The following is a 13817-nucleotide window of genomic DNA, read 5'->3' as shown; positions in this document are numbered from 1 at the left end:
GTGGAGATGAATCAAGAAATGTACAAGAAGGCCCAGAGCGGCAAGGGCTTCATCGCGGCGCTGGACCAGAGCGGCGGGAGCACGCCGAAGGCGCTGAGGCTGTACGGCATCCCGGAGGACTCCTACTCCACCGACGACGAGATGTTCGACCTGGTGCACCAGATGCGCACCCGGATCATCACCAGCCCGGTCTTCAACGGCGACCGGATCGTCGGCGCCATCCTGTTCGAGAACACCATGGACCGCACGATCGAGGGCCGGCCGAGCGCCGACTATCTGTGGAACGTCAAGAACATCGTTCCGTTCCTCAAGATCGACAAGGGCCTGGCCGAGGAGAAGGACGGCGTCCAGCTGATGAAGCCGATCCCCGGGCTGGACGAACTGCTCGACCGCGCGATCGCCAACGGTGTGTTCGGCACCAAGGAGCGGTCGGTCATCAAGATGCCCGGCGCCGGTCTGCAGGCCGTCGTCGACCAGCAGTTCGAGATCGCCCAGCAGGTCCTGGCCAAGGGCCTGGTGCCGATCGTCGAACCCGAGGTCGACATCCACAGCCCGAAGAAGGCCGAGGCCGAGGAGCAGCTGAAGGACGCGCTGCTGAACGCGGTCAACGCGCTGTCGGACGGCCAGGTGGTGATGCTGAAGCTGACCCTGCCCGACGCCGACAACCTCTACAAGGAGCTCGTCGAGCATCCCAAGGTGCTGCGGGTGGTCGCGCTGTCCGGCGGTTACACCCGGGAGGAGTCGTGCGCCCGGTTGGCGCGCAACAACGGCGTGATCGCCAGCTTCTCGCGCGCGTTCACCGAGGGCCTGACCGCGCAGCAGAGCGACGAGGAGTTCAACGCGACGCTGGACAAGTCGATCGCCGAGATCGCCGCCGCCTCCGACACCTGACACAACCCGATACGACGTGACCGCGCCGCCCGCCGGTGCCGGCCCGGTTTCCGGTGGCCGGGGCTGGCGGGACGCGCGGGCACTGCTGGCCGGTCCGCTGCGCCCGCTGGTCGGCGGGCAGTGTCTCGGCCAGTTCGCCGACGGCCTGGCCCAGATCACCTTCGCGCAGTTCGTGCTGTTCGAGGTGGAGCAGGGCGCGACCCCGGCCCGGATCGCCGCCGTGCTGGCGGTGACGCTGCTGCCGTTCAGCCTGGTCGGCCCGTTCGCCGGGGTGTTGATCGACCGATGGGACCGGCGCCGCACGCTGATCGTGGTGTCGCTGCTGCGTGCGCTGCTGGCGGTCGCCGCGATCGGCACCGTGGTGACCGAGTCGAGGCCGGCGGCGTTCCTGGGCGTCCTGCTGCTGCTGTCGTCGTCGCGGTTCGTGCTGGCCGCCAAGGGTGCGGCGCTGCCGCGCACGGTGCCCCGCGAGGCGCTGGTCACCGGTAACGCGGTGTCCGCGCTGGCCGGGATGAGCGCCAGCTTCGTCGGCGCGGTGGGCGGGTCGCTGTTCGTCGGCCACTCCACCGCGGCCGGATTCCTGATCGCCGCGGCCCTGTACCTGGCCGCCGCGGCGGTGTTCACCCGGCTGCCGGACATCGGCGGCGGGTTCGCCGAACCGCTGCTGTCGCGGCTGCGCGCGCTGCTGGCCGAGTTGATCGACGGGCTGCGCACCGCCGCCGGCGACACCGCCATCCGCTGGCCACTGGCCGCGGTGGCCGCGCACCGGCTGCTGCTGGGTGCCGGGTTCGTGGTGCTGGTGCTGATCGCCGACTCCCGCTATCAGCTCGAGGTGGCCGGCTACGGGCTGGCGCTGGCGGCCACCGGGCTGGCGGCGTTCGCCGGCACGCTGCTCGCTCCCCCGCTGGCGCGCCGGTACTCGCCGACGGTGCTGGTTCCCGCGGCGTTCCTGCCGGCCGCCGCCGCGGCGTACGTGGGCGGGCTCTATCCGTCGCTGGCGGTGCTGATCGCCAGCGTGAGCGTGGTCGGATTCGCGTTCCAGCTGCTGAAGATCTCCGTCGACGCGCTGGTCGGCGGCGCCGCCGCCGACGTCACCCGAGGCCGGGTGTTCGCCGTCTACGACGTGCTGTACAACGTGGCGTTCATCGTTGCCGGGCTGCTGATGGTCCCGCTGTGGCGCCAGGACCGCGAACGGGCGCTGTTGTGGCTGGTCGCCGCCGGGTTCGTGATGGGCTGGCTGGTGGTTCAGGCGGTGATGATCAGATCCACCCCGCCGGTCGGCCGACCCGTCGCCGCCGGCCGGCCGCGGCCGGCCGGTCTGCTCGCCGCGGTGGTGGCCGGAGTGGTCCCGGTGCCGGCCTTCCCGGCCCCGGCGTTGTGGTGGCTGGCCTGGATCGCGGTGGTGCCACTGCTACTGGTGGTGCGGGCGGCGGCGACCCCGGGAGACGGTGCCGCGCGGGCCTGGTGCGGGATGACCGCCTACATCGTGGCCACCCAGTACTGGCTGGCCCCCAGCGCCGGCCCCGGCTTGATCGGGATGGGCCTGCTGCTGGGTGCGCTGTGGCTGCCGTGGGGGTGGGTCACCCACCGGCTGTTGGCCGGCCGGGTGACGGGCCGGCGGATGCTCACTGCCGTCCTGCTGCTGCCCAGCGCATGGGTGCTGGCGGAGGCCGCGCGGTCCGGGCAGAGCCTGGGCGGCCCGTGGGCGCTGCTGGGAACCTCCCAGTGGAATCAGCCGGCCCTGCTGGCGTCGGCCGCGTGGGGTGGTGTGTGGCTGACGAGCTTCCTCATCATGGCCGTCAACGTGGCCGTCGCCGCCGCCCTGATCGGCGGGTCGGGGCGGGATCGCACCGTGGCGCTGACCGTGGCCGCGGCGTGTGTGGCGATCGGTCCCGCGGCGGCGTGCACCAGCCGGCCGGCGGGGTCGTCGGGGCCGGCGGGGTCGTCGCTGGAGGCCGGGGCCGTCCGGGTGGCGCTGGTGCAGCCCGGCGACATCGTCGTCGCCGAGGACCGCACCGTGGCCGCCGAGGCGATCACCGCCTCGCTCGGTGCGCAGCGGCCCGACCTGGTGGTGTGGGGTGAGAGCAGCGTCGGCCGGGACCTGGCCGGAGATCCCGAGACGACGGCCCGGCTGACCGGGCTGTCCCGGCGGATCGGCGCCGACCTGCTGGTGAACGTCGACGCTCGGGCCCCGTCCGGCGGCATCCACAAGACCGCGGTGCTGATCGGGCCGGACGGGATGCTCGGCTCCTACCAGAAGGTCCGGTTGGTTCCGTTCGGGGAGACGGTGCCGCTGCGACCGGTGCTGGAACCGATCACCCGCCACACCAAGGCCGCGGTCGAGGACCGCCGCCACGGCGCCGGCCCCGCGGTGCTGCACACCGACGGGCTCACCATCGGTCCGCTGATCAGTTTCGAGACCACGTTCCCGGATCTGACCCGCCGGCAGGTGCTGCTCGGCGCGGACCTACTGGCCTACCAGAGCTCCACCTCGACGTTCCAGGGCAGCTGGGCGCAGCCACAACTGGCCGGGATGGTCGCGGTGCGGGCGGTCGAATCCGGACGGCCCGCGGTGCACGCCGCACTGTCCGGGGTCAGTTCGGCGTTCGACGCGCGGGGCCGCCGGCTCGGCTGGCTGCCCGCCACCGAGCGCGGGGCGCTCGTGCTGGACGTGCCCCTGGACAGCGTCGAGACCGGGTATTCGCGCCTGGGAGACTGGGTGCCGGCGCTGGCCGCGGTGCTGCTGGCCGCGGGTGCCTTCCGGCTCACCGTCCGGCGCGCCCGGGACGGCTGATCAGCCCGCGCCCGGAGTTCAATCCCGGGAGAGCATCACCGGGATCACGGCGTGGTGTGCACGATCAGCACGTCGATCTTGGCCCGGCGCGCGACGTTGGCCGGCACCGAACCGAGCAGCCGGCCGGCGATGGTGGACAGGCCGACATTGCCGACCACCAGCAGATCCGCGTTGACCTCCTCGGCGAGCTCCACCAACGCGTCGACCGGGGCTCCCACCACGGCCCGCTCCTCGATGTTCTCCGCTCCGGCGGCCTTGGCCCGGTCGCGTCCCTCCCGCAGGATGGCGTAGATGGGGGCGTTGCCCGACATCTTGTAGCCCTCGTCCTTGAGGACGTCGGCCGCCCGCTGATCCTCGCTCTGGGGGAAGTAGGCGGTCGCCACGATCAACCGTGCGCCGGACGCGGCGGCGATCTGACCGGCGCGGTCGACAGCGCGCAATGACGAATCGGAGCCGTCGGTGCCGACCACCACGGTTTTGTAGGCGCTCATCCAATCCTCCCAGTGTCTGTTACACCGCCACCGGAGACAGTAACGCGTGGCCGGATGACGGGGGGTGCGATTCACGACACCCGCTGCAGTTGTCAGTCCCTTGAACTTACGCTCTACCGGCACTGATGCTAACGCTCCGCGCGCCGTCAGCGTGTCCGGGAGTGACGGAGACGACGCTTTGGGCCAGCTGGGATCCGGTTCGCATCCGCGGCCGGATCCGGCCAGTTATCCTCCCGCGCAGCGGCATTGATCTGCCGCACACTGAATCACCTTGGGCGGGTTGGCCGGAGCACGCACGGCCGGGCCGGGCATGAGACCACGCATGGTCGGCACGGTCAGTGGGTAGTCCACCGCCATGGCAGTCACCGGAGCGGCCCGGTTCGTGCCCGCCACCCGTGACCTCGGCGAACTGGCCGAAGCGGTACACGCCTGTAAGGGTTGCGACCTGTATGTGGACGCCACCCAGGCGGTATTCGGCGCCGGCCCGGGCACCGCGCCGATGGTGATGGTCGGCGAACAACCGGGCGATCGGGAGGACACCGCCGGGCAACCGTTCGTCGGCCCGGCCGGTCGGTTGTTGCAGCGGGCGCTGGACGCCGCCGGGATCGACCGCGCTGAGGTGTATGTCACCAACGCGGTGAAACATTTCACGTTCACCCGGGGTCGACGGCTCATCCACAAGACACCCAGCCGCAGCGATGTGGTGGCGTGCCGGCCGTGGCTGATCGCCGAGTTGGATTCGGTGCGGCCGGAGGTGGTCGTCCTGCTCGGCGCGACGGCCGCGAAATCGTTGCTGGGCCCCGATTTCCGGCTGACCGCGCACCGCGGGGAGGTGCTGCGGCTGCCGGCCGGCGATGCCACGGTCGGCCTCGGCGTCGATCCGCTGGTGGTGGTCACCGTGCATCCGTCCGCGGTGCTGCGCGGCCGGCCCGGGGACCGGGCGGAGGCGTTCGACGCCCTGGTCGCCGATCTCGAGGTGGCGGCCGGGTTGATGGGGTCGTGACCGACGGCTCAGCGGCGGGATCCGGATCGTGCGGGCCGGCCGAAATAGAGCTCCTGGGTGGCGGTGCAGACCAGTTCGCCGGTGCGGTTGTACATCGTGGCGGTGGCCAGACCCCGGCCGCCGAGCGAGCTGGGTGAGAACTGGTCGGCCAGCACCCAGTCGGTGAGGTGGGCCGGCCGGTGGAACCACAGGGCGTGGTCGATCAACGCGTTGAAGCTGTGCAGAGGGGTGGTTCGGTGCGCCACCATCGCCGCCTCGAGGGTCGACGTTCCCGTCACGTAGGTGAGCAACGCGCTGTTGAGTGCCGGGTCGTCGGGAACGGGTTCGGTGGCGCGCCACCACATCCGGGTTCGCGCCGGCGGTTCGGGAAGGTCGTAGGCGACCCGGGGCGGCGGGTCGATGTAGCGGCGTTCGATCGGTTGCGGACGCACCCACAGGCCGCCGAATTCGTCGGCGTAGGCGACCAGCTGCTCGGTCACCGGGGGCAGGGTGTCCGGATCGGGCACATCCGGCATCGGGTGGTGCGTGTCGACGCTGTCGATCCGGACGGTGAACGACGCCAATGCCTCCAGCAGCACCTGACCGTCCTGGGTGGCGGTGACCCGGCGGGTGGACAGCGAACCGCCGTCGCGGAGCCGATCCACCCGCATCTGCACCGGATACCGGGCGTCCCCGGCCCGCAGGAAGTAGACGTGCGCACTGTGCGCCGTGCGCTGCGGCGCCGTGCGGCTGGCCGCCACCACCGCCTGGCCCGCGATATGGCCACCGACGATGTGGTGGGCGGGATTGTCCAGCTGGGTCGCCTCGAACAGATCGTCGTCGACTTGTGCGACGTCCAGGGTGGTCAGGACGTCGTACAGGGTCAGCTCGGTCACCGGGGCATCATGCCCCAGCCACCAGGCGCCCCGGCATCGAGGTCCCGGCCGGCGCGCCCGATCGGCGGATCCCAGTCGACCGACGTCAGTCGCCGGCCGACTCGTCCCGGGCGGAGGCGTCGGCCCGATCCGCCTGGGCGAGCTCCGGTTTCGTCTCACCGCGTTCGGCCGACCAGGCGGTGCCGACGCACACCAGGTCGGTGGGGATCGGTATCCCGGCCGGCAGCGTGCCGGGCAGGCCGGCCAGCGAGCCGAACCCGGGGGCGGCCGCCGAGGCCGCCGAGGCTGCCGAGGAGGCCGCCTCGGCGGCCGGACCGGGAGCGCCCGGCGCGGCGGCGTGTTCGATCGCCGCTGCTTCGGGCGCATCCGCGGCGGCTTCCCCCGCCGCCGCGGATGCGGGTTCCGGTACCGGTGCCGGCGCGGCTTCCGGTTCGGGTTCAGCTGCCGGGGCGGGCGCGGCTTCCGGTTCGGGTTCGACTGCCGGGGCGGGGTGCTCCACCTCGACCACCTCCTCGGCGGGTGGCGGCGGGGCATCCGCGACACCCGGCGGCGGCGCGTCCCCGGCCACCGGCGCGGCCTCGGCCAACGGCGCGGCGGCGTGCGCCAGCGGGGCGACCTCCGGCGCTCCTCCCGCCCCCGCGGGAACGGGCGGCGCCGGGGGCACGCCGGCCGGCAACGGCGGTCCGGCCTCGACCACGGGCACCGGGGGCAGGGCCTCCCCGACCGGGGGCGGCGGTGGTGCGGCTTCCGCGACCGGTGGTGGTGGCGGCGCCTCGACGATCGGAAGCGCCGGCAGCGCCTCCGCGAGATCGGTCACCGCGGCGCCCGGAGCGGGTTGCGCCGCGGCGAGCGCACCCTCGACCACCGGCGCCGCGGACTCCAGGGCCGGCGGCACCTGGGCTGCGGCGTCCGCGCCGGCCGCGGCGACGGCTGCCGGTTCGGGCAACGCGTTGGTGACCATCGACGCGGCCTCACCTATCTCGGTGACGCTCGGCGGTGCGGCGGCCAACTGCTGCACCATGTCCAGGCACGGCACCCCCGGACTGGGCTGGCCCGCCGCGGCGGCGGTGAACAACGCCGTCGGCGACCAGAGGGCGACCACCGCAACTGCACTACCAGCAAATCGACTTATATTGCTACCCATTGCTTTTCGTAGATCGATCGTCCCGTTGGCCACCGCCAGAAAATAGCGTGCGCCAGCCCTGAGACAAGCGCTGGCCGAAACGGTTACCGAACCGATGCGGTCCGGAGGCACGGTGGTGACCGGAACCCTCGTAACCGCTGGACGGAGCGCGGAGCCCGCCGGATCGGCGGCCGGTCTCGCCGCGAGAGAACTCAGCAACCCCGCATCGGCACCACCACCCGGCCAGTCCGGCGCCGAACGCACCGCACATCAATTGCACGTGTGCACGTGTTGATCGCCGCGGCCGCGGTCGGCCCCTCGGCCGGGTCGGCCACGCGCAGCATCGCGGTGGCCGACGGATGCGGCCAGGCCGTCCCGAAGATTCCGGCGACCGCCGGGGTGCGGTGCGCGAGCCTGACCGATCGGCGGGACGAAGATCGTGACCAAGGTGGCCGCCATCAGCACCCCGAGGGTGAGGTGGAGCCACTTGTGGCGGGCCCGGCCGGACCACACTGCGCGGCAACACCGCTGCCGCCACGCCCCGGCGGCGGGCACGCTCCCGGTGTCAGGCCCGGTGTGGGGGCGGATGACGGTCACCCGGTCGACGGTGTGACCTCACCCGCCGTCGAGGTCGACTACTTCAGGCCGGCCGCGTCCATGCCCCGCAGTTCCTTCTTCAGGTCGGCGATCTCGTCGCGGACCCGGGCGGCCACCTCGAACTGCAGATCACGGGCCGCCGCCATCATCTGCTCGGTCAGCTCCTTGATGAGATCGGCCAACTCGGCACGCGGCATGTTCCTGGTGTCCCGGCCCTCGATGATGCCCGCGGTCACCCCGCGGCCGGGTTCGCCCTGGGCACGCCGTCCACGCGACACCGCCCGGCCGGAACCGATTTCGACGGTCTCGGTGTCCTCGGCCTCGCGGTACACCTGATCGAGGATGTCGGCGATCTTCTTGCGCAGCGGCTGCGGATCGATGCCGTGCTTCTCGTTGTAGGCGATCTGTTTGGCCCGGCGCCGTTCGGTCTCGTCGATGGCCTCGCGCATCGAGTCGGTGATGTTGTCGGCGTACATGTGCACCTCGCCGGACACGTTGCGGGCGGCGCGGCCGATGGTCTGGATCAGGCTGCGTGTCGAGCGCAGGAAACCCTCCTTGTCGGCGTCCAGAATCGACACCAGCGACACCTCCGGCAGGTCCAGGCCCTCCCGGAGCAGGTTGATCCCGACCAGCACGTCGTACTCGCCGAGCCGCAGCTGACGCAGCAACTCCACCCGGCGCAGGGTGTCGACCTCCGAGTGCAGGTAGCGCACCCGGATGCCCATCTCCAGCAGGTAGTCGGTGAGGTCCTCGGCCATCTTCTTGGTCAACGTGGTGACCAGCACCCGCTCGTCGCGTTCGGCACGCTTGCGGATCTCTCCGATGAGGTCGTCGATCTGCCCCTTGGTCGGTTTGACGACGACCTTCGGGTCCACCAGCCCGGTCGGGCGGATGACCTGCTCGACGACCTCGCCCCCGGACTGGCTCAGCTCGTACGGGCCGGGGGTGGCCGACAGGTACACCGTCTGGCCGATCCGCGCGGCGAACTCCTCCCAGGTCAGCGGCCGGTTGTCGACCGCCGACGGCAGCCGGAACCCGTACTCGACCAGGTTGCGCTTACGGGAGATGTCGCCCTCGTACATCCCGCCGATCTGCGGCACGGTCACGTGGGATTCGTCGATGACCAGTAGGAAGTCCTCGGGGAAATAGTCCAGCAGCGTCGCCGGGGCGGACCCGGCGGGCCGGCCGTCGATGTGGCGGGAGTAGTTCTCGATGCCCGAGCAGAAGCCCACCTGGCGCATCATCTCGATGTCGTAGTTGGTGCGCATCCGCAGCCGCTGGGCCTCCAGCAGCTTGCCCTGGCTCTCCAGTTCGTCGAGCCGCTCGGCCAGCTCATCCTCGATGCTGGAGATCGCCTGCGCCATGCGTTCCGGCCCCGCGACGTAATGGGTGGCCGGAAAGATCCGCACCGAATCGACCTTGCGCACCACATCGCCGGTCAGCGGGTGCAGGTAGTACAGCTCCTCGACCTCGTCGCCGAAGAACTCGATGCGCACCGCGAGTTCCTCATACGACGGGATGATCTCCACGGTGTCGCCCCGCACCCGGAACGAGCCCCGGGTGAACGCGGTGTCGTTGCGGGTGTACTGGACGTCGACCAGCAGCCGCAACAGCGAATCACGCGGCACCTCGTCGCCGATGCTGATCTGCACCGAGCGGTCCAGATAGGACTGCGGGGTGCCCAGACCGTAGATGCACGACACCGACGCCACCACCACCACGTCGCGCCGCGACAACAGCGCCGAGGTCGCCGAGTGGCGCAGCCGCTCGACGTCGTCGTTGATCGAGCTGTCCTTCTCGATGTAGGTGTCGGTCTGCGCGATGTAGGCCTCGGGCTGGTAGTAGTCGTAGTACGAGACGAAGTACTCCACCGCGTTGTTGGGCAGCATCTCCCGCAGTTCGTTGGCCATCTGCGCGGCGAGCGTCTTGTTCGGCTCGATGACCAGCGTGGGCCGCTGCATCCGTTCGATGAGCCACGCCGTGGTCGCCGACTTGCCGGTGCCCGTCGCGCCCAGCAGGACCACATCCTTCTCGCCTGCCCTGAGGCGGCGTTCCAGCTCGTCGATGGCCGCGGGCTGGTCACCGGCCGGCTGGTACGGGCTGATCACCTCGAACCTGCCGCCGGTGCGCACGATGGCGTCGACCGGGCGGTACTCCGACTGCGCCAGCACGGGGTGTTCGGTAGCGAAGGCCATGTTCACCAGGGTAGAACCAGAGTCCGACAGGTGCTGTTCCCGGCGATAGGCGGATCACATCCACATCCACCCACCCAAGCGCGAGACGTTCGACGTGGCCGGCCGCACCAACACCGACCCGAAGGGTGTGGTGCGGGCCGTCGACGAGTACCGCGTCGAGCCCTGGGGTCTGTACATGGCCCGGCCCACCCCCGGCCGCGCGCAGTTCCACTATCTGGAGTCGTGGCTGCTGCCCTCGCTGGACCTGCGGGTCAGTGTGTTCCACTTCAACCGGGGCCACGAGGTCGACCAGGACTTCTATCTCGACATCGGCCGCTACACCCCCGGGCCGGTGATCTGGCACGCCGAGGATCACTATCTCGACCTGCGGCTGCGCACCGGGGTCGGCGTCGAACTCACCGACGTCGACGAACTGCTCACCGCGGTGCGCCACGGCCTGCTGGCCCCGGACGACGCCGAACGGGCGGTCCGGACCGCCGCGAAGACCATCGACGGGCTGGCCCGCCACCACTATGATCTTCACCGTTGGCTGGCCGGCAACGGCATGGCCCTGAAGTGGCAAACAACGTAAGGTAGCTAGCCATGACGCCCACCTTGCGCGGATGTCTTCACACCGCGACAGTGGCAGTCGTTCTCCTGGGAGCACAGCTAACGCCGGCGGTGGCGTGGGCCGAGCCCGACGAACCCCCTGCGGACGACCAGATGCACAACATCGTCTACCGGGCCCGGGTGGACGGGGTGGCACGCGGGGCGCGGATCAGCTACCGGATCGACGATCAGAACGTCAACACCGCCGACCCCACCATGCTTCCGGGCCGCACCTTCGAGGCCACCGGTGTGCTGTCGGATCCGGAATCGGCGGGCATGACGGTGTCGGTGGACTGGCCGTACTCGGCGAATCTGCACTGCGAGATCCTGGTGGACGAGCAGACCGTCGCCCGGGCCGACCAGTTCGTCGCGCCGCGGCTGACCCGCGCCGACGACGACCCGCTGTACGGCACCCTCCAGTGCGGGGCGCCGCTGGATTCGGGCGGAGGCGGCAACGTGCTCAACACCGCCCCGGTCGGCGCTGACCCCGGGCCGCCGGCCGCCTGACCGTCAGCGGGGCGACGGCCGCCAGCCGGTGCGGTCGGCCCAGTCCCAGGCCCGCCGATAGGCCTCGGCGAACCACGGTTCCTTGGCCTCGGTGTACGCGTCGAGGTCGCCGGTGGAGACCGCCCGCTGTTTGACCGACAGGTACTCGTCCCGGACGGCCGGTTCGGCGTTGAGCCAGTCGGCGAACAGCAGCGCGAACTGCTGATTGGGCCAGCCGTCCACCCGGATGTGGATGTTGGCCGGGCGTCCCGGGTCGGCGGCGCCGTGCAACCGCTTCCGCCACAACGACGCATCGGCGCTGTGGTCGAACTCGGCGACGGTGCTGCGGGCGTCGGGTTTGGCGACGTCTGAGGTGATCTCCGCGCGTCGTGGATAGCCCACCCGGGCCAGCGGCTCGGCGATCTCGTCGGCGGCGTCGAGGGAGCCGACCGTCACCTGGATGTCGATGACGTCCTTGGCGGAAAGACCGTCCACGGCGGTGGATCCGATGTGGTCGACGCGGAGCGCCTTCGCGCCGCAGGCCATCTGGATCCGTGCGATGATGCGCGCAGCGTCGGCGCGCCAGTGCGGCTGGGGCGCAACCAGTTCGAGGGCGGGTGTCACGCACCGACCGGTGCGGATGTTCTCCGCCAACGGCAGCACCCGCTGTTCCCACAACGCGCGCGCCTTGTCGACGATCTCCTGCTGGGTTCCGGAGTTGTCCAGCAGCACATCGGCGATCGCGGCGCGCTGCTCATCGGTGGCCTGCGCGGCGATGCGGGCCCGGGCGTCCTGTTCGCTCATCCCGCGGATCTCCACCAGCCGCTTCACCCGGACCTCGGCGTCCGCGTAGACCACCACGACCAGCGGGAACGTCGGCGCCATACCGGTTTCCACCAGCAGCGGGATGTCCTCGACCACCACCGCGTCGTCGGGCACCGCCGCGATGATCTCCTCCCGGCGCCTACCCACCAGCGGGTGCACGATCGCGTTCAGCTTGGCGCGCTGCTCGTCGTCGGCGAAGGCCTTGGCCGCCAGGGCGGGCCGGTCCAGCGAGCCGTCGGGCAGCAGGATGTCCTCGCCGAACGTCTCGACCAGTTTGGCCAGCCCCTCGGTTCCGGGCTGGACCACCTCCCGGGCGATGACGTCGCCGTCCACGATGATGCCCCCGCATTCCGCGAACGTCGCGGCGACGGTGGACTTGCCGGCGCCGATACCACCGGTCAGACCGATCCGAATCATGCGTCCCCTCCGAAAAGAAACCACGCAGCGAAGCCGGGACGACTTTCGCTGCGTGGTTTCAATCTGGTCTGGCGGATGCTGCCCGCTCAGGCGTTGCCGGCGAGCTTCTCCCGCAGGGCGGCCAACTGCTCGTCGCTGGCCAGCGAACCACCGGCCGGCTCGTCGGAACGCGACGTGCTGGTGGCGGGCCGGCTGGCGGCCTCCGCCTCGGCGGCGGCGAACTTCTCCATCTGCGCGGTGTGCATCTTGTGCCGGCGCTCCGCCTCGGCGTAGCGGGCCTCCCACTCCTCACGCTGCTTCTCGAAGCCCTCGAGCCATTCGTTGGTCTCGGGGTCGAAGCCCTCGGGGAAGATGTAGTTGCCCTGCTCGTCGTAGCTGTCGGCCATACCGTACTTCGAGGGGTCGAATTCCTCGGAGTAGTCCTCGTTGGCCTGCTTGAGGCTCAGCGAGATACGGCGCCGGTCCAGGTCGATGTCGATGACCTTGACCATGACGTCGTCGCCGACCTGCACCACCTGGTCGGGGACCTCGATGTGGCGCTCGGACAGCTCGGAGATGTGCACCAGGCCCTCGATGCCCTCCTCGACGCGGACGAACGCGCCGAACGGCACCAGCTTGGTGACCTTGCCCGGCACGATCTGCCCGATCGCGTGGGTGCGGGCGAAGTGCCGCCAGGGGTCTTCCTGGGTGGCCTTGAGCGACAGCGACACCCGTTCGCGGTCCATGTCGACGTCGAGCACCTCGACGGTGACCTCGTCGCCCACCTGCACCACCTCGGACGGGTGGTCGATGTGCTTCCAGGACAGCTCGGACACGTGCACCAGGCCGTCGACCCCGCCGAGGTCGACGAACGCGCCGAAGTTGACGATCGAGGACACCACGCCCTTGCGGATGGCGCCCTTCTGCAGCTGGTTGAGGAACTCGCTGCGCACCTCGGACTGGGTCTGCTCCAACCAGGCGCGGCGGGACAGCACCACGTTGTTGCGGTTCTTGTCCAGCTCGATGATCTTCGCCTCGATCTCGCGGCCGATGTAGGGCTGCAGATCGCGGACGCGACGCATCTCGACCAGAGAAGCCGGGAGGAACCCACGCAGGCCGATGTCGAGGATCAGGCCGCCCTTGACGACCTCGATGACGGTGCCCTTGACGGGCTCGTCCTTCTCCTTGAGTGCCTCGATGGTGCCCCAGGCGCGCTCGTACTGGGCGCGCTTCTTGGACAGGATCAGGCGACCGTCCTTGTCCTCCTTGGTGAGGACCAGAGCCTCCACCTGGTCGCCGACGGACACCACCTCGTGGGGGTCGACGTCGTGCTTGATGGAGAGCTCACGGGAGGGTATGACACCTTCGGTCTTGTAACCGATGTCGAGAAGGACTTCGTCACGGTCAACCTTGACGATGGTGCCCTCGACGATGTCGCCATCGTTGAAGTACTTGATGGTTTTGTCGATGGCGGCGAGAAAGTCCTCGCTCGAGCCGATGTCGTTGACGGCTACTTGCGGCGAGGTGACGGAGGGACTTGGCATATGTTGGGT

Annotated in this window: 11 protein-coding genes and 2 pseudogenes; 6 read left to right on the top strand and 7 right to left on the bottom strand. The window is 70.4% G+C overall.

The window, feature by feature from the left end; translation table 11 throughout:
* Positions 1-6: 6 nt before the first annotated feature.
* The 3 genes and pseudogenes from CKW28_RS10365 to lnt all read left to right on the top strand — a co-directional run bounded on the left by CKW28_RS10365 (position 7) and on the right by lnt (position 3685).
* Entirely contained in the window at positions 7-891 is an 885-nt protein-coding gene (locus CKW28_RS10365; protein WP_040546039.1) for a fructose bisphosphate aldolase, read from the top strand.
* A gap of 16 nt (positions 892-907) precedes the next feature.
* Positions 908-2038: pseudogene (locus CKW28_RS24090) on the top strand (MFS transporter); the annotation flags it as partial.
* Positions 2039-2146: 108 nt separating this feature from the next.
* Positions 2147-3685: an apolipoprotein N-acyltransferase gene (gene lnt, locus CKW28_RS24085; RefSeq protein WP_061252307.1), complete on the top strand. Its 1539-nt coding sequence runs from the start codon at positions 2147-2149 to the stop codon at positions 3683-3685.
* A 44-nt stretch (positions 3686-3729) separates the two neighbouring features.
* On the opposite strand, the gene CKW28_RS10355 is transcribed toward lnt, so the two are convergent.
* On the bottom strand, positions 3730-4176 hold the full coding sequence (locus CKW28_RS10355) for a universal stress protein (protein WP_003923833.1): 447 nt from the start codon (positions 4174-4176) through the stop codon (positions 3730-3732).
* Between the two features lie 355 nt (positions 4177-4531).
* Between CKW28_RS10355 and CKW28_RS10350 the strand changes: the two genes are divergently transcribed.
* Positions 4532-5179, top strand: a complete 648-nt coding sequence (locus CKW28_RS10350) for a UdgX family uracil-DNA binding protein (protein WP_003923834.1) — start codon at positions 4532-4534, stop codon at positions 5177-5179.
* A gap of 8 nt (positions 5180-5187) precedes the next feature.
* Here the strand turns inward: CKW28_RS10350 and CKW28_RS10345 are convergent, their stop codons facing one another.
* The 4 genes and pseudogenes from CKW28_RS10345 to uvrB form a co-directional block, all read right to left on the bottom strand.
* Positions 5188-6054 carry an acyl-CoA thioesterase gene (locus CKW28_RS10345; RefSeq protein WP_003923835.1) on the bottom strand — a complete coding sequence of 289 codons (867 nt, stop codon included), beginning with the start codon at positions 6052-6054 and terminating at the stop codon, positions 5188-5190.
* An 85-nt stretch (positions 6055-6139) separates the two neighbouring features.
* Positions 6140-7156, bottom strand: a complete 1017-nt coding sequence (locus CKW28_RS10340) for a hypothetical protein (protein ID WP_061252306.1) — start codon at positions 7154-7156, stop codon at positions 6140-6142.
* Positions 7157-7415: 259 nt separating this feature from the next.
* Positions 7416-7721 (bottom strand): annotated as a pseudogene (locus CKW28_RS24080) (MFS transporter); the annotation flags it as partial.
* 91 nt (positions 7722-7812) lie between these two features.
* Positions 7813-9969, bottom strand: coding sequence for an excinuclease ABC subunit UvrB (gene uvrB, locus CKW28_RS10330; protein WP_003923837.1), 2157 nt, complete (start codon positions 9967-9969; stop codon positions 7813-7815).
* Between the two features lie 64 nt (positions 9970-10033).
* Here uvrB and CKW28_RS10325 point away from each other — a divergent pair, with 64 nt between their 5' ends.
* Both CKW28_RS10325 and CKW28_RS10320 read left to right on the top strand, forming a co-directional pair.
* Entirely contained in the window at positions 10034-10540 is a 507-nt protein-coding gene (locus CKW28_RS10325) for a ribonuclease FAU-1 family protein (protein WP_197700641.1), read from the top strand.
* An 11-nt stretch (positions 10541-10551) separates the two neighbouring features.
* Positions 10552-11064, top strand: a complete 513-nt coding sequence (locus tag CKW28_RS10320) for a hypothetical protein (RefSeq protein WP_050811868.1) — start codon at positions 10552-10554, stop codon at positions 11062-11064.
* 3 nt (positions 11065-11067) lie between these two features.
* Here CKW28_RS10320 and coaE read toward each other — a convergent pair whose 3' ends face one another.
* Both coaE and rpsA read right to left on the bottom strand, forming a co-directional pair.
* Positions 11068-12285, bottom strand: coding sequence for a dephospho-CoA kinase (coaE, locus tag CKW28_RS10315; RefSeq protein WP_003923840.1), 1218 nt, complete (start codon positions 12283-12285; stop codon positions 11068-11070).
* An 86-nt stretch (positions 12286-12371) separates the two neighbouring features.
* The gene (gene rpsA, locus CKW28_RS10310; RefSeq protein ID WP_003923841.1) at positions 12372-13808 is read right to left on the bottom strand and encodes a 30S ribosomal protein S1; all 1437 of its coding nucleotides are present in this window, start codon (positions 13806-13808) and stop codon (positions 12372-12374) included.
* Positions 13809-13817: the final 9 nt, after the last annotated feature.

This window comes from Mycolicibacterium thermoresistibile, from assembly GCF_900187065.1.
Lineage (GTDB): Bacteria > Actinomycetota > Actinomycetes > Mycobacteriales > Mycobacteriaceae > Mycobacterium > Mycobacterium thermoresistibile.
Note: the sequence above shows the minus strand (reverse complement) of the source record. Positions and strands in the feature narration are given on the sequence as shown.